The sequence below is a fragment of the Arcticibacterium sp. SM2516 genome (assembly GCF_057914865.1).
This window is the reverse complement of record NZ_CP195290.1, coordinates 1,663,233-1,682,745: the sequence shown is the minus strand read 5'-3', so window position 1 is coordinate 1,682,745 and position 19,513 is coordinate 1,663,233. Positions and strand designations below refer to the sequence as shown.

Below are 19,513 nucleotides of genomic sequence, written 5' to 3'. Positions count from 1 at the left end.
GACAAAAAAAAATACTAAATTTAGCTTAGAAATCTAAAGAATTATAATGAGACGTATTAGTATTTTAGTGCCGGAGTCTTCTGTTCTTCAGGCTATTGCAGACCCTCAATATTTATTTTCAACCGTAAATCAATTCATGACGGCTGCGGGTAGAGAACCGGTGTTTGACGTGCAGCTAGTAGGATTAAAAGCAGCCGTAAAACTAAATGGAGGGCTCTATACCGTCAATACCAATGAGGTATTAAGAAACATAAAAGAGACGGATTTAATACTAATTCCGGCCTTGTTTGGAGATTTAAAGACGGCTATTGAGCAGAATAATGAAGCCATAACATGGATTAAGGCTCATTATGAAAAAGGGGCAGAGGTGGCCTCCTTGTGCTTAGGTGCTTTCCTTCTAGCTTCTACCGGTTTATTGGATGGTAAGAAATGTTCTACCCATTGGGGATTTCAGAATCAGTTGATAGAAATGTTCCCTGAAGTGCAAGTGGTGGAAGGCCAGATTCTTACGGAAGAATCTGGCATTTACACAAGTGGTGGGGCGAATTCTTATTGGCGATTGTTACTGTATTTGGTTGAAAAATATACGGATAGAGCCACAGCCATTTTGGCTTCTAAGTATTTTGCGGTAGATATAGACAGAGAAAGCCAATCCGCCTTTGCGATGTTTCAGGGGCAGAAAAAGCATGAGGACGAAGCCATCATAGTAACACAATCTTTTATAGAGGAGAATACGCAAGAGAAAATTTCTGTGGAGGAATTGGCCAATATGGTTTCTTTGGGCAGAAGGAGTTTTGAAAGACGATTTAAAAAAGCCACAAATAATACGGTTTTAGAGTATATAAATCGGGTAAAAATAGAATCGGCTAAACGCAGTTTTGAAACGAAACAGAAAAATGTAAACGAGGTGATGTATGATGTGGGCTACACAGATACTAAATCCTTTAGAACGGTATTTAAGAAAATAACGGGCTTGACGCCTAAAGCTTATAAAAATAAGTATAATAAGCTCAACCACGCCATAGGATAAATGCTGGAAAATCGATAGCCTAGTTTTCCACTTTTTTTAATGTTTTAATTCTATTAATAAGAGGGTTGAGTGCAACATCCTATTACAAGATAGATTCAAATAGCAATGCTTTTCGTCATGATAGCTAATCAAATCGAAAAGCCTGTTTGATTTCATAGAGCCATGCATCAATTTGTTTTGAGGATGCCTTATCTGCTTGGTCAAAAAAGAAATGTCCTTTTACTTCCAAACCGCAATACGTAAAAATCCCATTATCAGTAGTCAAAGAAAGGGCTTTGTCCATTCCTATAATTTGGTATTCCAGTTTAGATTTTCCGTGGTAGTTGATAATGACCGTTTGCTTTCTTTTTAAACCCGGTTTATGCATTGGAGAATCGTAATAAGTCTTAAAGTGGAAAAAAACAGGCATTTAAACGAGATTATCATAGCGGTTTACCCTGAGCTTTTTGTCGAAGGGTGATTGAGTTTAAATGAGTTTACGAATTGATTTGTGTTACTCAGAGCTTGCCGATGGGAAGCAATTTAGCTATGGTCCCGATAAAATCGGGAGATTTTCTAACGCATAAAGTGGGTTTAATCTCCTGTACTTTCTGCTTCTTTGCCTTCTTCTATAATTTCTTCCACTTTGTCTTTCTCTACGGGCTTGGCTATTTCTTTCTTTTTGGATTCAATGCTGAATTCAGAAAATAACGGAAGATGGTCTGAGCCAATATCTTCCAGCGTGGTCATATTACCAATGGTTATTGCTTTAGAATGATATAGTAGGTCAATTGGAAACCTCAGTAAAAATGGCCTCACTGGAAAAGTCGAAAAAAAGCCCCTTCGCTCTCTGGCATCAATAAGATCAGATGTTCTTGCAAATAATTTGGAAACAGCCGACCAACAAACGCTGTTAAAATCACCTATGACCAGATTAGGCTTATCAGACTTACTTATAATCTTGGCTATACTCATTAACTCACCGTCTTTCTTTTTAGAGGTGGTTTCTTCTGTTGGGCTGGGTGGGGGTGGATGAACACCCCAAAAGACAAACTCATTTTGATTGGTGTCTTCTAAATGTGCTTCAATGCTAGGTCTTTCGTCAGACATTAAATAATGAACCTTAACCTTATTTACTTTTAGCTTGGTATAAAAATGCATACCGTAGGTATTTTCTTTAGCTACTTTTTCCGAAAAACTGTAATCGCTTTCAATTTCCGTCAAAGCTTCTTCCCATGCTTTGTCTGTTTCTATGGTGAGCAAAATTTCTGGTCGGTGCTTTTTTACCGTGTCAATAAGTCTCTGGTATTCCGTATTCGTTTGTAGCACATTTACACTTATAATAGAAACAGAATTGGTGAATTTGGGCTTTTTCCTTTTACCTATTAGTATATAAGGAGAGATGATTCTGAGCTGAAATCCGATGGAAATAAAAAGAGCCAACTGCATAGCCATAACAATTCTGGATTCACTAGACAGCAGAAAAAAACTTAAAACAAATATAATAGACATAAGTACCAAGGACTGGATTCGTATGAAATCAAATGTTCTTACAAACCAATGTTTACCTCCAAATGAGGGCAGAAAGGTTCCTAATACGAGCGGCAAGGCTAAGAGAATTAATGCAATTTCCTCGGTTAGCATATGTTTGATAAGATTAAGTAACTCCGTTGGTATAATATTAACCAATTTCTGTGAGTTACGAATATCATTTCATTTTGGCTTTTGGAAATGTAGCACAAATTTCTTTTTTCACAGCTTATCGGGTGGGCTTTGGTTAGTTTGAAAACTCCGTAAGATCGAGCGGAAATTTTGGTGAAGTAAGCAAGGATTTTTTCATCGTTAAATTCTTTAGAACCAAGTGATAAAATATCAAGGCACATTTTTAAAATAAATGGTCTTTAAATCCGGATTATGCGTTGGGGAATCGTTATGAGTTTTAAAGTACAATAAATCAGACAATTAAAGGAAATTAGCACAGCGGTTTACCCTGATCTTTTTGTCGAAGGGTTCTGGTGATTGCGTTTAAATGGGTCTACGTACTGATTTGAAGCAATTTAGCTGCGGTCCCGATAGCTATCGGGAGATTTCCTAATGCATAAAGCAAAGCGGGTTAAAATATGATTGATATCAAAAAAGCTTTTATTGATAAGGCAATTTTATGTCAAACATTTTTTTAATGTTAAATTACATTATCACAATAAACGATGGGTCCTTGCAGAAAAAATCAACTTATACACTTCTTTTTTTATTGACATTCTTGGCGTCTTGTCAATCTGATCAAGAAACGATGAAGCCCGTAATTCAGGATATAACCGAATCCGTTTACGCTTCAGGTGCTTTAAAAAGTAAGAATCAATATCAGGCCTTTGCTACCGTTAGTGGTATGGTCAATGAGGTTTTTGTGGACGAGGGAGATATGGTAGAAATAGGTTCACCTTTAATTTCTATACTTGATGAAACCCAAAAGCTGAGGACTGAAAATGTAAGATTAACCAGTGAGTTTAATGCTTTAAGTCTTAATCGAGGAAAAATAGAGGAAGCAAAATCTTATGTTAGCTTGACCAAAAGTCAAATGAAAAACGATTCTATAAATTTGGAAAGACAAAAGAACCTTTGGGCACAAAACATTGGGACGAAAGTATCTCTGGAGCAAAAGGAATTGGTTTATAAGAGCTCTATGGCCAATTATGAGTCTGCCAACGAAAAGTTAGAAGCGTTGGATAGGCAATTAAGGTATCTTTCTAGGCAAGCCCAAAACAATCTTTCGATTAGTCATAAAAATAATAACGACTACCTGGTAAAGAGTAAGGTAAATGGCAGAGTTTATCAATTGAACATTGAGAAAGGAGAAGTTACGAGCCCTCAGCTTCCGTTTGCCATTATAGGAGATGATGAGAAGTACGTGTTAGAAATGCAAATTGATGAGTATGATATTGTAACCGTCAAATTAGGAATGCCAGTTTTGGTAGTTTTAAACAGCTATAGAGATTCGGTATTTAATGCAGTAGTCACAAAGATAAATCCCATCATGAATTTACAAAGTAAGACTTTCACCATAGAAGCCGAATTTGTAAACCCACCAGCAGTACTGTATCCCAATATTTCTTTTGAAGCCAATGTGGTGCTTAGTACCAAAAAAGATGCCTTGCTCATACCTAGAAGTTACCTGCTCAATGATTCCATGGTCGTCAGCAAGTCAGGAAAGAAAATCATGGTAAAGACAGGGCTGAAAGATTACCAGATGGTAGAAATTCTATCGGGAATCGGCGTAAATGAAGAAATCGTTCTTCCTGCAGAATGAAAATTAAACTCATTGCAGAGATTTCATTGGCTTTGCTAACAGCACGCTTAAAACAAACAATGGTAGCAGCTTTTGGTGTCACCTTTAGCATTGCCATGTTTATTGCTCTTCTTAGTTTTATGGCTGGCTTAAACGATTTGTTGGATAGCCTCATTCTTAACAGAACGCCCCATGTAAGACTCTATAATGAAATCTTACCTTCCAAGGTGCAGCCGATAGCCCGCTCTAGCCAATTTACACAAGCATATCATTTTATAAGTCATGTAAAGCCCAAAAATGAATTATTGGATATTCACAACAGTGATGCCATTATCAAAGCACTGAAAAATGACCCAAATATTCGTGGCGTGGCTCCCAAAACTACCGTTCCAGTCTTTTATAACATAGGAGATATAAATTTAACCGGTATTATAAACGGAATTGATGTAGAAGAAGAAAACAGGCTTTTTAGTTTCAAAGATTATGTGGTGGAAGGCCAAACCATTGACCTGAAAAATATACCCAATAGTATTATTCTAGGCAAAGGGGCGGCTGACAAAATGCTCGTACACGTGGGTGACAATATTCAAATTACCACAAGTAAAGGGACACCGTTTATATTAAAGGTAGTCGGGTTTTTCCAGTCTGGAATGGAAGAGTTAGACAAAGTACAGAGTTATACCACATTGGGTACCGCACAAAAAATATTGGGGAAGCCAGCCAGCTATGTCACCGATATTCAAGTCAAAATTAAGGATATTACCCAGGCACCAGCTTTGGCAAAAAGTTACCATGAGCTTTTTGATACCGAAGCCATTGACATTCAAACAGCCAATGCTCAATATGAAACAGGAAGCTCGGTACGTACCCTAATATCTTATGCGGTGGGTATCACATTGCTGATTGTCTCGGGTTTTGGAATTTTCAATATTTTGAACATGATGATTTATGAAAAAATGGATTCTATTGCCATTTTAAAAGCCACTGGTTTTTCTGGAAAAGACGTTAATTACATCTTTCTCACCATTGCTTTGACCATCGGTTTAGTGGGAGGTGCATTGGGTCTGGTTTTTGGTTTAGGTTTTTCTGCACTCATAGGCATAATTCCTTTCAATAACGCCTCTATGCCGGCGGTGAAAACCTATCCCATCAATTATAACCCTATGTTTTACGTGATAGGAGCAATATTTTCCATCGTGACTACCTATTTAGCAGGTTATTTTCCTTCTAAAAAAGCAAGTAAAATTGACCCTGTAGATATCATAAGAGGTAAATAGTCATGGATAAAAAGAAAGTTATTGAAGCCGTAGATATTTGTAAGTCATTTCATGACCCTATCACCGTGAAAGTACTGACCGATGTTTGTTTTTCTATCTGTGCAGGGGAGTTTGTCTCGGTAATGGGAAAGTCGGGGTGTGGGAAGTCTACATTGCTCTATATACTCTCTACTATGGATACCAGCTATGAGGGGGAGCTTTTATTAGATGGGGTATCTATGACAAATAAAAAGGACGAAGAATTGGCAAAAGTGCGAAATGAGAAAATCGGTTTTGTATTCCAATTTCACTATTTACTCAGCGAATTTAATAATTTGCAAAATGTGATGTTACCCGGCTTAAAACTGGGTAAATTGTCACCTAAGGAAGTTGAGCATCATGCCTATGATAAATTAAAGATTCTGGGAATTGAAAAAGAAGCATTAAAATATCCCAATCAAATAAGTGGTGGGCAAAAACAGCGTGTGGCTATAGCAAGAGCACTGATAAACGATCCCTTGATTATCATGGGCGATGAACCAACGGGTAATCTGGATAAAAAGAATGGTGATGTGGTTTACGAAATTTTCAAAGAACTAGCCGAGGAATATCAGCAATCTCTTCTTATTGTTACACATGACCCGGATTTTGCTGCTAAAACACATAGAATCATTACAATGGAAGATGGAAGAATTATCAAAACTCCGTTAGATTAACATTTTCTAATATTCCATTTGAATGATTAGAAAATGAGAATATTATATTTTTAACTAAACATGTAACATAATGGATGCAAATAAAAGAATTGGAATATGGATGGATCATTCGGCAGCACATTTAGTCAGTTTGATTAAGTCTGAGGAAATACAAATTATCAACTCAAAGTTTGATTTTGAGATGCAAGATGAAGCAAAACAAAAAAGCGAAAATCTTATGCATAATAAAAGACAGCAAATGTTAGCAGCATTTTATAAGGAAATTGCTGCAGAGATTTTGAAATACGATCATGTATTGCTCTTTGGACCTACCAATGCTAGAGTAGAACTTCACAATTATATAAAAAAAGACTTAAGGTTTAAGGTTATTAAAATAGATGTGTTAGCAGCGGATAAAATGACGGAAGTAGAAAAGAAAATTTTTGTTATAAAACATTTCGAGGGCTAATTTGATCAATATTAAAGGGTGTTCTATTCATGGTTTGAATCGCCATGTATGTCTCTTGCACACCGAGAACTGTCTGCAGATAGAAGAAGTACTTCTGGAAATCTAGGAGATTTTCCAGCAAAGACTGGTTTAAAATGTTGAGTACATGCATTAGGTTTCGAGTCGTCGTATTCTTGCATTTAATGTCGGAAATGCTGCGTTTCTTCTTAAACTCACTGATGGTATTCCTAATTCATAGATACTGCAAAGCTTTCAGAGTTATAAGTGAATGACTGGTATTATTGAAATTTAGTCTCTCCAAAGGAAGTACTACTGAATACATCGGTTTATAACTACCTTTGCATTTCAAAAATTAAAGTTAAAGTGGAGAGTTTTAAACAACTGGGTGTAGGGGAATCATATATAAAAGCATTGGCCGATTTAAAAATAAGTAAGCCTTCTGAAATTCAGCAGAAAGCAATACCCTATTTATTGGCAAATAAAGGCGATTTAATAGGTCAGGCTCCCACAGGGACGGGTAAAACCATTGCCTTCGGTTTACCTCTATTACACTTAGTATCTGAGAACAAGAAAGGAATCCAAGGATTAGTACTAGCTCCAACTAGAGAGTTATGTCAACAAATTGCCAAGCAATTATTCAAATTGACGAAGTACGGCCCTAAAGTATTTACGGAGGCCATTTATGGTGGGGAGAAAATAGAAATACAAATAGCGAATTTAAAACGCCCTACGCAAGTAGTAGTGGCTACGCCAGGTAGATTGCTAGATTTGATAGACAGAGGTGCCATAGATTTAAGTGAAGTAAAAACGCTTATTCTTGATGAGGCGGACGAAATGCTCAGCATGGGTTTCAAAGATGAACTGGAAAGAGTTATGGATACCATTCATAAAAGTAGTGCCAAATGGTTGTTTTCGGCTACTATTCCAGTTGCGTTGCAAAGTCTCATTACAAGATTTATGGATCCAGGCTTACATCGAATTTCAATCAGTAAAAATGTTGAAATCAATAGTAAGATAGAGCACCAGTTTTTTATCTGTGAGCAAAATCAAAAGTTTGATTATTTGTTTGAGTTTTTAAAGTCTCAAGGGGCAGCCAAAGGAATTGTTTTCTGTAGGACCAGAGCAGATACGGAAGTTTTAGCTCGTAAACTCATAGGAAAACATGTTTCGGCCGATGCACTTCATGGCGACTTAGGCCAACGTGACAGAGATAAAGTGATGAGAGCCTTTATCAAAGGTAGAATTAAGGTTTTGGTAGCCACCGATATTTCTGCTAGAGGGGTGGATGTAGAAGACGTGGCTTTTGTGATTCATTACCAATTACCAGAACAAATAGAATCTTACACCCACCGAAGCGGAAGAACCGCGAGAGCAGGAAAAAGAGGGATCTCCATCTGTTTTGTAGATAAGTATGAAATGAAAACCATCAATGAAATAGAAAAAACTTTGAAGATTAATTTTATTAAGATTTAGGTTTAAGCAGCTGGAAAGTATGATTTTGTTCCCATGGTTGAATATTTCAATATGTTTTGGAATATTCTTGGTCGCAGAATAATAGCTAATACCGTAAGTCTGCAGGCTTATATTTTCATTAGAAAGAAATCGGATAGCTTAGTTAGCTTGAATCTTGAAATGAATTTGATGCTCGCCGCAATAGACCCAGAGGGTTCCGTTAATCCATTTGCAAATAATTATGCCACCCCATTCAGGGTGGTAAACACACATTTCAGAAATCTTCTATTCATATTTGCCCCTAAGGGGCTTCTTTTTAGCCACTCATTTTACCAATATTTTAGATGAGCTAATCCCCCAGATATTTAACCTAAAGGCGGTGTAATACGTCCTTTTGTTCGCTACCAACACGGTTCCAAGAAAGTAGTTCATTGAGTATCAAGAAATATGGATGTAATTGTCTGAGCAGTAGCTATATTATATGGTGATTTCTACCGTAGAATAAAAATATTTGTAAGGAATCATAGGAAAAAGTAGCTTTATATAATGATTTGACCCTGAGTATAATATCTAAAAATATACTAATATATATGAAAAAAATCTATTTCATTATAATGAGTTTAAGCGTCTTTAAGAATGGTAATTCGATACTTTTTTTGCTGCTATCTTTTATTTCTTTTCATGGTTATTCCCAAGAAGTTTATAACTCAAAAACCATACAGACTGTCAAGCCGGTGGCGATGAATTTTATGGATCAGTTGGCAGAGTATCAAGCTAATCCTCCCCGTGTTTCTATTGAATATAAAACACCTAAAGAACAACTTTTTATACCGCCCAATCCGATGCCATTTGGGATTTCGGCCAACGAAACAACGGCTAAACCGAAAATTAGTGGCGTAGGAGATGCAGACCTCATGGAACCAAACGGTGCCTATGCACCACCACCAGCTCCTTTTTTAGGATTCACTGCTATCATTGATAATATATCTACCATTCCTCCTGATGTAGCAGGAGCGGTGGGACCCAATCACGTGATGACGACCCTAAATAATGGGATTATGATTCAGAACAAAACGGGAGGAAATGCCACTTTTATAAATGACAACACCTTTTTTACGGTAGAAGAAACAACAAGTATCTATGACCCAAAAATTTTATACGATCGTTATACTAATCGATTCTACTTCATAGATTTAGACGGGGCTAATGAAGCAAGATCCAATATTCTTTTGGCAGTATCACAAACAAGCGATCCAACCGGGGCGTGGAATCAATATCGTTTCAAAACCAATATTGGTGAAACGGATATATGGTTTGACTTTCCCTCGGTAGGGTACAATAAAGATTGGTTGGTGATTTCTGGAAACATGTTTCTGGTCAATGGGACATTTTCTAAAACAAAGTTATTTGTTCTAAAAAAAACTGATATCCTGAATGGGACAGCAACTACACCGACCGAAATAAGTTTTGCTGGAAGCTCATCAGGCTTTACCGTTTCTCCGGCTGTGGTTGATGATAATTCCACAAATTATATTCCTTTATTGACAAATTGGGATAACACTTTAGGTACTTACAAATTATTAAAAATAACGGGTGTTCCACCTTCCGCACCTGTATTGTCAGACGTGGGATTTCCTTCTGTTGGGGGAGCAAATGCGTGGCTTTTTGGCTCCTATTATTATAATGAAGCCCCTCAGAAAGACATGACCTCGCGATATCTTGGTGTTAATTATAATGATCATCGAATGTCCAATATCATACTAAAAAATGGCAAACTTTGGGCTGTCCACCCTGCCTTTCTTTCTTCTACAGGCACGCGTGTTGCAGCGGCTACTTATCGGGGAGCAGTACAATGGCTCAGTATTAATCCTATCACTTCCGCCATCAACGAATGGGGAAAGGTCATTGATATTAATACCACAAGTATGGGGGGTTATAATGTACCCACCAATAGTTTTGCGTTTCCTAGTATTGCTGTCAACGACAATGAGGATGTACTGTTGAATTTTGCACATTTTTCGCCTACAAAATATCCAGGAGCATCCTATGTTTTGCGAATGAATGGTTCAGCAAGTTTTAGTGATGTCTATCTTTTTAAAGAAGGTTTGGAACATTACTATAAAACATATGGCGGAAGCAATAACCGCTGGGGAGATTATTCCATGACGATGGTAGACCCTTCTAATGGTCTTGATTTTTGGTCTATCGGAGAGTATTCTGAAACAAATAATGGAACTCATGATCGATGGGCAACCTACTGGGCAAGAGTAAATGTGACATTACCGAATAGCATTACTATTAACGCCATAGCCAACGACACATTATGTACCCAAAAGAACTATAATATGAATTTTGCAGTAACAGGTACATATAATATAGGGAATTCCTTCACGGCACAATTATCAAATACTTCAGGTTCTTTTTCTTCTCCGGTAAACGTAGGGACATTAAGCGGTACCACAGCAGGCATCCTTATCACAAATGTTCCCATGAGCGTTTTGGGTGGTACTGGGTATAAATTGAGAATTACCTCTAGTAATCCTATAGTGACCAGCACCAATACTACTAATATAGCTATTATTGGAAAAGACCTTGCAATCGGTTCGGCGACTACTCCTCCATTTGAAGCAGTTGAGAACATCACCAGTCAAAATATCAGTATTTCTGGCAATAAAACATATAAGGCAGGTAAATCAATTACCTTATTAGCAACACCTACAACAAGTGTTTCTACAAGCAATGGAGCGGTATTTGAAGCAAAAATTATAGGATGTCCATATTAATACTGCCTGATATACAACCATTTAGCGAGTTTTAGCGTCTTAATAAAAACGATAAGATTATGAAATACTTAAATATATTACTTTTCCCACTAGCTGTCATAATATCTTGTGCCTCGGAAGAGCCAGCCCCTATGGCTGAAGTAGAAATAAAAGCTACCATAGGGCCTTTGTGTCCGGTGGCCAATGTGGACGATCAAACACCCTGTGGTTATAGTGTGGCAAAACTGAACGAAATCTATGGGGCTTATACCTTAAAGATATTAGCGGAAAAAGACGGGTCCGAAGTTTTCTCTGCCAAACTAACATATCCTGCGGTAGTCGTTAAAGAATTGCCCCAGGGGAATTATAATATCAAAGTTAGCAATCAAACAACAACTGTAAATGCAGATATTGAGGCCTTTGTCATTAGTTCGTATGACAAGAAAGTTATTGAGCTGAATATTGATACTGGAATTAGATAATCAGCATGGGCTTTAGCTGTTTTCTGTTTCTAGCCCCAGTGCATTCCAAAGCGTAAAACCGCCCATCAAATTATGCACTTTTTTATAGTTCTTATTGACTAAGATTTTGGAAGCCAAATACCCTCTGGTTCCTTTGGCACAGTATATATAAATCTTTTTATCCTTAGGGATTTCATTAATTCTAGTTCTTAACGAATCTAATGGGATATTCAGGGCAGTTGGAATACCGCCTGCATTCTTAATTTCGTCTGGATTTCTGACGTCAATCAAAAGGTCACTTTCTTTATTATATGCTGTCATTAAATCCATAGCAGAAACGGTCTCAAAGCCACCAGTAATCTCATTTTCGGCAGCATAGCCTGCTACTATCACAGGGTCTTTAGCAGGAGAAAACGGTGGAGCATATGCCAAATCTAAATTTTGTATGTCTTTCAAGGTCAGCTTGGCATATATAGCGGTGGCTAAAACATCTATTCGTTTATCAATACCTTTTTTACCAAAGGCTTCAGCACCTACTATTACTTGTGTTTTGGGTTCATAATAAATAGTAAGGAAAACGTCTGAAGGGTTTGGATAAAAGCTAGGTGTATTTCCTACTATCACGGTGGAGGTTTTGTAAGGAAAATTGTTAGCAAGGGCTTTGGTAGGCACCATACCGGTTCTGGCAACTGTTATATCAAATAACTTGACAATTGCAGTACCATAGGCACCATTAAAAGTGATACAACTTTTACCGCTAACTTGTGCTCCTGCAGCTCTACCTCCTTTGTTAGAGTGGGTTCCCATAGGGAAAAAACCAGTCTCGTTTGTAATTAGGTTTTTGATAGCCGCACAGTCTCCTGCTGCATATACATTGGGTAAAGATGTTTCCATCTTTTCATTGACGATTAATGCTCCGTTTTTAAGCTTCTTGGCAGAAGGTAAGAGAGCGGTATTTGGCCTTACGCCAATTCCGATAATCAAATAGTCTGTCTTGAGTTTTTTACCATTACTCAGTATAAGTTCTGAATCATTAAGGTTTAGCTCTGTAGCGGTAGTGTTAAGGTGTAAATGTATGTCGTTTTGAAGCAGTGTGTTCTTTATTAAAGTAGCATAAGTATCACTTAAAATAGGCAGTACGTTTTCTCCTAACTCAATAATATGAACTGTTTTACCTGTCATTTTGAGGTTTTCTGCGGCCTCAAGGCCAATCAAACCTGCACCTATAATGGCAATAGATTCTTTATTAGAAAGTACTTTATCTTTAATGATTTTATCAAAGTCTTCAATGGTTTTACAGGTAGACCATAAATCACAGGTATCTAGGTTTTTAATAGGTGGAATTAGCGGAGAACCGCCGGTGGCATAAACTAGCTTATCATAAGGGTAACTACCTTTTAGCGTGTGAACTTCCTGCTTTTCGGTATCTATATAGGTAACGGCCTCATTTAGTCTTAAATCTACATTGAATCTTGTTCTTAGTAAATCTGGCTTTACCACCATCAACTTTTCTCTGTCTTTTATTTGACCAGAAAGGGCATAAGGAATGCCACAGGTAGCGTAACTTATGTTCGCTGTTTTTTCGAAAAGTATAATCTCAGCATTTTCGTCTTCTCGTCTTGCTTTGGCAGCGGCAGATGGGCCAGCCGAAAGGCCACCTATTATTATAATTCGTTTTTTCATACCCTCATTTTGATGATTACCAAAAGTAGAATCTGCAGGCCAATTTGAACGTGCTTTTTGTTACATAAATGGCTCTATATGATATCAAACAGTTTTTTTGCGAGGAATGTGAGGACTATAACATACAGACTGCCCGAGCACACTTTTTCTAGAAAACAAGGGTGTAAAATAGTAGAATTCTAATTTCTTAGTTTATTTTGTTCATCTAATTCCATCGCAAGTATTATGAAGACTTTGTTCAATGTTTTTTACGGGATGTTTCTTTCATGCTGTATCTGCATCAATGTAAATGCCCAAGAGCGACTGACAGACTGGCGGAGTTCAATTAACGTATCTTCTAATCCTACAGGTTTTGCCACATTTGGCAATAAGGTCTACTTTGCGGCAGAGGATTACGAAAATGGAATTTCTGTTTGGGAAACAGATGGGACGCCAGAGGGGACTAAGATTTTCCATAAAAAAGAGGGACAGTCCTCTTCATTTTCTTACAAGTCAATTTCTGTTAACGACACACTTTACTATACTTTTGATAATGCCATCTGGAAAGTGACTTTAAAGCAGGCTCGTATTAAAATTGCAGATTTTCCTGCCAAAATATTTAATGGGTTTGCCAAGCCTGTATTAATACAGAATACCATCTTTTTTAGCTTAAATAAGTCTTATGATATTAGTAAAGGGCTTTGGCAGAGCACGTCTAACTTTGAAAAGGAATCGGAAGATAATTACCCTTATAATTATGGAACTATTTATACGGCCGATGATTTCCTTGTATTAAGATACGCTATGAATATTGTCTTTGAACCAGGAAGAAGCCTTGAATTAAGAGATTCTACCAATAGAGCTCTTTTTCTTACGGTGCCACCTGGACATCACTTACTCCATATATATAACTATAATAAAAAAAGATATGCTCTTTTTTCTTACCTAGAAACCAATAGGATTTTTGAAATAACAAATGACTCTTTGGAATTGGTAAATGAGTATAATTTTGCTTATTCTCAAAGCTTTTACGGAACCAAATTTGTAAGTGATGAAAACAAATTAAGTGCTTTCTTTTCAAGTGACAATCACTTTAATTTTTATGAAATTCAGGGAGATTCGGTGACATTGACGAGTAAGTTTCCGAAGAATGATTTAGGAAACGTTGCTTTTGCATATTTAGATTTTAACTCATTCTACTTTGTTAAAACAGATGCAACAGATAGTACAAATAGATTGGGGTATTTAAATTTTGCTGATAGTAGTATTACCTTTCTTGACCAAAAACTTCCAGCGGGAGACGTTAATGAGTTTGCTAGTCCTAAGCTATTAAAGGGCCAAACCGCAGGTTGGATGGGTATTCTTAAGAATCAAGAGTATTACTATTTTTCTCCCGAAGAGAAAAAGTTAATACCAAGACTTAGGGAGCATTATAATAGTGGATTTAATAGGATTGGAGAAAATGAAATAAATGTAGGTAAATCAATTCAGAGGAATGGATTCCCTGATTTAGAAGTTTATAGGTTTGGAGGAGACACATTAAGGTTGAAAAACATCATAAATTTTGGAAAACCAAACCATAGGTATCCCCACTTCTCTTATAACAATGCTCATTATTTTCTATCTAACGATAGCACTCATGACATAGCCCTTTATAGGCTTGATGATAGTTTGAATACGCTAAATTTAGAAAAATCATTAAAGAACACTGCCTTTATACCTAATACGGACAGGCCTATTAGTATAAATGATGGTGCCGGACTGCTTCTGAATAATTATAATTATTCAACGAACGAACTGCTTTATTTACATTTAGACGACACAGGGGTTACATTTGATAGCTTTGAATCCGAATCACCAATTAATTATTTTGTGAATTCAGAAGGGGACGTTGTTCTTGTATATATTCATAAAATTCAAGTTTATGATTATCATGACAAAACGCTAAACACCCTTTATGACGGTGATTTTATAGGTCCAGAATTTAAGTTTTATGAAGATTACATTATTTATACTTCTCATGAAAAGGAGCTTCGAGTTATCAATACAAGAAGCCAAGCCGAAGATATAATTGATAAATCAGCAGGCAAAATTGTGTCACTCTGGAATAATAACTTATTAAGGGTTTCTGAAGATTCTCTTTTCCTTTTTGAATTGGATAACAATATGGCAAAAAGGTTTTTGACTGAAGTTCCTGAGTATGTCGCTTTAGATGAAAATAAATTAAATGACTCTACATTCATAATTAAAAACCACAATACAATTTTCGTTAGTGATGGTTCATGTGAAGGAACCGTAGAAATACTGAAAGATTCTATTTCATCTTCATCCTACTACATACTAGAAAATGGTATTTCTTCCAAAATGATAATTTCGTTTGGTGACAGTATATTGACTTATGGTGATGGAATATCTACCCCTTTTCGGATTAATACTTGGGATCGTTTTTCAGCTATTTTTAGTGAAGAGTCCATCTACTATCTTTCGGGAAATATCAATGTTAGTTCGGACAGCTTAATGAAAGCAAACCTTTTAACGGGGGAGATAGACTTTATAAGATTGATAAAAAGGAATGAGAATCTAGACCGGAATCGTTTAAATACCATTCTGAAAAATATCGAAACAGGAACAATTTACTTTATAGCAGGAAGTTCCTTATTTCATTTGAAAACCGAAGTTGACGATTTGCAGGAAATATCAGTACCCGAAAAACTCTTGTATCCAGGGAATATAATAGCTAACAGTGGCGATTTTGATTTCATTTCTTTTGGGACTAAGTCCTTCCTAATAGATAAAACAACCTCTTCACTCATAGAGTTACCTTATAATGAAACTGTGGTTAATCATTTTGTAAAAGATACAGAAAACCATTGGTTGATTATTAATGATAGTCAGCTCCTGGTTATTAATAAAAATGATGGTTCTTCACAGCTTATTTCAGGGACCTATTCCGGAATTAGTAATTTGATAATTTCTAATTCAAAATTATACGCCATTGCGGAAGAAGAGAAGGAAGGATATCAAATATGGTACTTAGGTGAATATGAAGGCCTCAAAGATATAGTTCCTGAGCCTAAAAAAGCGTTCGGCAAATTACCAGATACTAACTGTTTAGAACCAGTATCTGAAACAGTGCTGGGAACGGAATCAGAAACTGATGTAATTTCAATATACCCAAACCCGTCTAATGGCAAATTTATCTTAAGGTTGAATGAAGAAATAAAAGAGGAACCTCAATTTACTATTTACGACAACTTGGGTAGAGCACATAACTATGAGATGGAGAAAATTGAGAATAATAAATACGAATTTTCAATAAAACCATCTCAGGGTTATATGCGTCTTTTGAAAATATCAATTGGCGATAAGCAGTACATTAAGAGGGTATTGACTTATTGATATAGCATTCTGTAGTAGTTTAAAGTCCTTTAGGTTCAACTTTTTCTACTTTATGCCCTCCCCACTAACCAACCTGAAATTTTCAAAAGATTGTCCTTTTAGTTCTTTTGACCATCTTTCTAATACCGGTTGTTCTAGTTTGAACTCTCTGTATTCGTCTGGGCTCATGATGGGGATGCCTTTTATGATAGGGTATAGGCGTTTGCAGCTATTACACACAAAGAATCCTTCCAATACGTTTTCGTCCAAATCCTTTGTGATTTCTGTTAAAGTAAGGTCTGCCTTATCAAATGGGCAGCATAGTTTTTTTATAGTTTCCGGTCTCATTTTACTTTCTATTTAATTTTTCTTGATATTGTTTTATGGCTAGGTCTGGTGTATCGGAGCTCATTACGCCCGATACTACCGCTACGCCATTGTATTTTAAAGAGCTCAATTTCTCTATGTTTTCTGGCTTTATGCCACCAGCTAGAAATATGGCTTTTGAAAAGATTTCGGAAGCCTGCTGAATGGTTTTAAAATCCACTAAATCGCAGCTATTAGCCGTGGTAGATGGAAATATGGAGCAAAAGGAGATATAATCCATCTGATTTTCGCTCGCCCAATGCACCCATGCTAAATCATTATTACAAGTCAATCCGCTTAAAAAAGGCTTGTTTACTTTCGTCTTTATTACGCTATAATTCTCTGGTATTTCATCAAAATGAACGCCATCTACATCTGTGTTTGAAAGCAAATTCCACCGGTTATTGATAAACACTCGCACACCTTTAGGCTGACAGCGTTCGCACACTTTTTGAACCAAGTCTGGAATGTTTTGCTCTGCGTTAAAATTATCCCAAATCTGTATGGCAGCCAGTTTCTCTTTTAAGCACAAGCTTAATTTGTGCAATAGCAGCTCTTCGTCCATAGAGGGGTCTAGCACCAAGTATATACCAGCATTGCTATTCATCATTTCCATCCTGTATTTATGGCTTTGAAAAATGCCGCCCAGTAAGGGTCATCTTCTAGGTAGATAACATCAGATGTTTTTTCATTTTCTATGATTTTGATGCCTTCTTGTTTTTCTACCAGTTCGCCTACTTCTGTGCAGTTGATATTGGCTACAGCCAAACGATTGATTACATTCTCCACCGCTTCTTTTTTGCAGGTAATTATCATAGCACCAGCACCTATGCAGTTTCTTGGGTCTAGTTCAAATAATTGACAAACTTCCTTTTGAATAGCACCTATTGGCAACTTCTCATTATAGATTTTGGCACCATTATTTGAGGCGGTAGCCAGTTCATAAATGGCTCCCAATACACCGCCTTCGGTTACATCATGCATGGCGGTGATGTCTTTATGCTCATGATTCTTGCCAACGGCAGTAAGAGCATCTTCTAAGGAAGAGGTATGATAAAAAGTTGCACAGGCTTCTTGCTGTATTTCGTTTCCTAGCTTGTTTTTGACCGTTTTAGGAAAACACATCGACAGTATGGCTGCAGATGAAATAGCACAAGTTTTGGTGACCAAAATTGCGTCTCCCGCTTTGGCATATTTAGAAACTAGCATTTGCTCCTTTGGAGCTACGCTTATAAACGTGCCGCCACCTGCTATGGTAGAGTTTTGTCCTTCTATAAAACCTGTGTGCCCGCCCGTTATGGCAATACCGATTTTGGAACAAAAGCCATGCACATAATCCCAGTAAATCTGAAAATCGGCCTTAGAAAATGTGGAAGGGAGATTTAAGACAAACTGACCATACATAGGAGCAAAGCCCGTGGTGGCCATGTCGTTTGCCATGAGTTGTACCGATAGCCAGGCTGATTCCTCCAAACCCAAGCTCGGAATAAGTGAAAGTGGGTCGCTGGTCATGGCCATCGCCATGCCGCCAGGTAAGTCTACCAGCGACACATCTACCCCAAACTGTGGACCCACAGCGACTTCGTCTCTTTTAGAACCACATTTTTGACTGATAAACCGTTCGAATATATGGCTGTCAATTTTGCCTAATTTCTCGCTCATGATGTTAGTCGTTTAGTTTAACGTATAAGCCGAAAAAGTCGCCCAGTGGTAAATTCCACTGCTGTACTGGAAACCAATTTGGCAACCCAGTACAAGTCCATTCTATGGAATAATCTCTGCCTTTTAATGCCTCGTCAATGATTTTGGTCAGCATGGCGGGTGTGTAAAAAGTGGCGGTCAAATAAAAGGGATTCAATCCGAAAACCTCTTGCACTCTTCTACGTACCACTTTGGTAGAGTTTCTGTTCATCATGCCCATGGCTATGCCGCATTTAGCCACACGAGCCGCTTCTCTAATCACTTTTACAGGGTCTTTGTAATATTCAAAAGTGGTAATGAAAGCTAGCGAGTCAAAGGTGTTGTCTTTGAAAGGCATGTGATGCGAATCTGCCATCACCAAGTCTCCGTCAAACAAATCAACCGCTTGAGAAAGCATCAGTGGGGAAATATCTCCTCCGGTGGCTTCAATTCCTATGTTTTTCCACCATCTGGTAAAACGTGCGGTTCCACAGCCAAACTCAAGCAATGTTTTTACTCGCTTGTCTTTAGAAACTAGCTGTTCCATGATTTTCTTTTGCCAAACTTCGGCACGCTTATAACGGCCTTCATACCACTGCTCGTAGGTGTCGGTATGTTCTCTATTGAAAAACCATTCAGGACGGTCTTGCCAGTTTTGGTCTTGCTGCGGAATAAGTACCGATTGTCTTTTTTCTATTTCCATTTTATTTTTTGTTTAAAAACAAAAACTCCACTTAATGGGGTATACCAAAACAGTGGAGCATAAAATGTAATATTTTAAGCTTGCATCCCTCCGTTGGCATTATCCATATCAGGTTTCGGGTATTATCTCAGCTTGGCATTTGCCAGGCACCCCGTGCGTCTTTGCTATGCAAATATAGTATAAAAAGGGAGGGGATGCGGTAAAGAATAGAGGTAGTGTATGTTTGTAATGCGTACTGCGTTTGCCATAAGCTCATTTAGTGCAAAAAAAACAAGATGCGATTGAAATTATGTACCAAGCTTTACCTATATTCGTTCATATAATAAATTATATTATC

General features: G+C 37.3%; 16 protein-coding genes and 1 riboswitch. Of the genes, 9 read left to right on the top strand and 7 right to left on the bottom strand.

Annotated features, from left to right (window positions below):
• Window positions 1–46 precede the first annotated feature (46 nt).
• The gene (locus ACSBFT_RS06945) at window positions 47–1,030 is read left to right on the top strand and encodes a GlxA family transcriptional regulator (protein ID WP_489604042.1); all 984 of its coding nucleotides are present in this window, start codon (window positions 47–49) and stop codon (window positions 1,028–1,030) included.
• A gap of 124 nt (window positions 1,031–1,154) precedes the next feature.
• Here ACSBFT_RS06945 and ACSBFT_RS06940 read toward each other — a convergent pair whose 3' ends face one another.
• Together ACSBFT_RS06940 and ACSBFT_RS06935 are read right to left on the bottom strand one after the other, a co-directional pair.
• Window positions 1,155–1,439, bottom strand: a complete 285-nt coding sequence (locus ACSBFT_RS06940) for a hypothetical protein (protein WP_489604041.1) — start codon at window positions 1,437–1,439, stop codon at window positions 1,155–1,157.
• Window positions 1,440–1,603: 164 nt separating this feature from the next.
• Window positions 1,604–2,698: an endonuclease/exonuclease/phosphatase family protein gene (locus ACSBFT_RS06935; RefSeq protein WP_489604040.1), complete on the bottom strand. Its 1,095-nt coding sequence runs from the start codon at window positions 2,696–2,698 to the stop codon at window positions 1,604–1,606.
• 601 nt (window positions 2,699–3,299) lie between these two features.
• On the opposite strand from ACSBFT_RS06935, the gene ACSBFT_RS06930 reads away from it, so the two are divergent.
• The 7 genes from ACSBFT_RS06930 (at window position 3,300) to ACSBFT_RS06900 (ending at window position 11,408) form a co-directional block, all read left to right on the top strand.
• Window positions 3,300–4,313: an efflux RND transporter periplasmic adaptor subunit gene (locus ACSBFT_RS06930; protein ID WP_489604039.1), complete on the top strand. Its 1,014-nt coding sequence runs from the start codon at window positions 3,300–3,302 to the stop codon at window positions 4,311–4,313.
• Window positions 4,310–5,569, top strand: a complete 1,260-nt coding sequence (locus tag ACSBFT_RS06925; protein WP_489604038.1) for an ABC transporter permease — start codon at window positions 4,310–4,312, stop codon at window positions 5,567–5,569. Before ACSBFT_RS06930 ends, ACSBFT_RS06925 begins: the two co-directional genes overlap by 4 nt.
• Before the next feature lie 2 nt (window positions 5,570–5,571).
• On the top strand, window positions 5,572–6,264 hold the full coding sequence (locus tag ACSBFT_RS06920) for an ABC transporter ATP-binding protein (RefSeq protein WP_489604037.1): 693 nt from the start codon (window positions 5,572–5,574) through the stop codon (window positions 6,262–6,264).
• Between the two features lie 70 nt (window positions 6,265–6,334).
• The gene (locus ACSBFT_RS06915) at window positions 6,335–6,712 is read left to right on the top strand and encodes a hypothetical protein (RefSeq protein ID WP_463047958.1); all 378 of its coding nucleotides are present in this window, start codon (window positions 6,335–6,337) and stop codon (window positions 6,710–6,712) included.
• Window positions 6,713–7,075: 363 nt separating this feature from the next.
• On the top strand, window positions 7,076–8,185 hold the full coding sequence (locus ACSBFT_RS06910; protein WP_489604036.1) for a DEAD/DEAH box helicase: 1,110 nt from the start codon (window positions 7,076–7,078) through the stop codon (window positions 8,183–8,185).
• A 569-nt stretch (window positions 8,186–8,754) separates the two neighbouring features.
• Window positions 8,755–10,947, top strand: coding sequence for a hypothetical protein (locus tag ACSBFT_RS06905; RefSeq protein WP_489604035.1), 2,193 nt, complete (start codon window positions 8,755–8,757; stop codon window positions 10,945–10,947).
• A gap of 59 nt (window positions 10,948–11,006) precedes the next feature.
• The gene (locus ACSBFT_RS06900) at window positions 11,007–11,408 is read left to right on the top strand and encodes a hypothetical protein (RefSeq protein WP_463044553.1); all 402 of its coding nucleotides are present in this window, start codon (window positions 11,007–11,009) and stop codon (window positions 11,406–11,408) included.
• A gap of 12 nt (window positions 11,409–11,420) precedes the next feature.
• Here the strand turns inward: ACSBFT_RS06900 and ACSBFT_RS06895 are convergent, their stop codons facing one another.
• Window positions 11,421–13,070 carry an FAD-dependent oxidoreductase gene (locus ACSBFT_RS06895; protein ID WP_489604034.1) on the bottom strand — a complete coding sequence of 550 codons (1,650 nt, stop codon included), beginning with the start codon at window positions 13,068–13,070 and terminating at the stop codon, window positions 11,421–11,423.
• Between the two features lie 225 nt (window positions 13,071–13,295).
• Here ACSBFT_RS06895 and ACSBFT_RS06890 point away from each other — a divergent pair, with 225 nt between their 5' ends.
• The gene (locus ACSBFT_RS06890; protein WP_489604033.1) at window positions 13,296–16,448 is read left to right on the top strand and encodes a T9SS type A sorting domain-containing protein; all 3,153 of its coding nucleotides are present in this window, start codon (window positions 13,296–13,298) and stop codon (window positions 16,446–16,448) included.
• A gap of 45 nt (window positions 16,449–16,493) precedes the next feature.
• Here the strand turns inward: ACSBFT_RS06890 and ACSBFT_RS06885 are convergent, their stop codons facing one another.
• Genes ACSBFT_RS06885 through ACSBFT_RS06870 form a run of 4 tightly spaced genes read right to left on the bottom strand, consistent with a single transcriptional unit; the run spans window position 16,494 to window position 19,176 of the window.
• A complete protein-coding gene (locus ACSBFT_RS06885) occupies window positions 16,494–16,775 on the bottom strand; it encodes a Trm112 family protein (protein WP_489604032.1) in 282 nt (93 codons plus the stop codon).
• A 1-nt stretch (window position 16,776) separates the two neighbouring features.
• Window positions 16,777–17,403 (bottom strand): thiamine phosphate synthase, encoded by a 627-nt coding sequence (locus ACSBFT_RS06880; RefSeq protein ID WP_489604031.1) that lies wholly within the window; start codon window positions 17,401–17,403, stop codon window positions 16,777–16,779.
• Window positions 17,400–18,455 (bottom strand): AIR synthase family protein, encoded by a 1,056-nt coding sequence (locus ACSBFT_RS06875; protein ID WP_489604030.1) that lies wholly within the window; start codon window positions 18,453–18,455, stop codon window positions 17,400–17,402. Before ACSBFT_RS06875 ends, ACSBFT_RS06880 begins: the two co-directional genes overlap by 4 nt.
• A 4-nt stretch (window positions 18,456–18,459) precedes the next feature.
• Window positions 18,460–19,176, bottom strand: a complete 717-nt coding sequence (locus tag ACSBFT_RS06870; protein ID WP_489604029.1) for a class I SAM-dependent methyltransferase — start codon at window positions 19,174–19,176, stop codon at window positions 18,460–18,462.
• Between the two features lie 68 nt (window positions 19,177–19,244).
• Window positions 19,245–19,340: riboswitch (TPP riboswitch) on the bottom strand.
• Window positions 19,341–19,513: the final 173 nt, after the last annotated feature.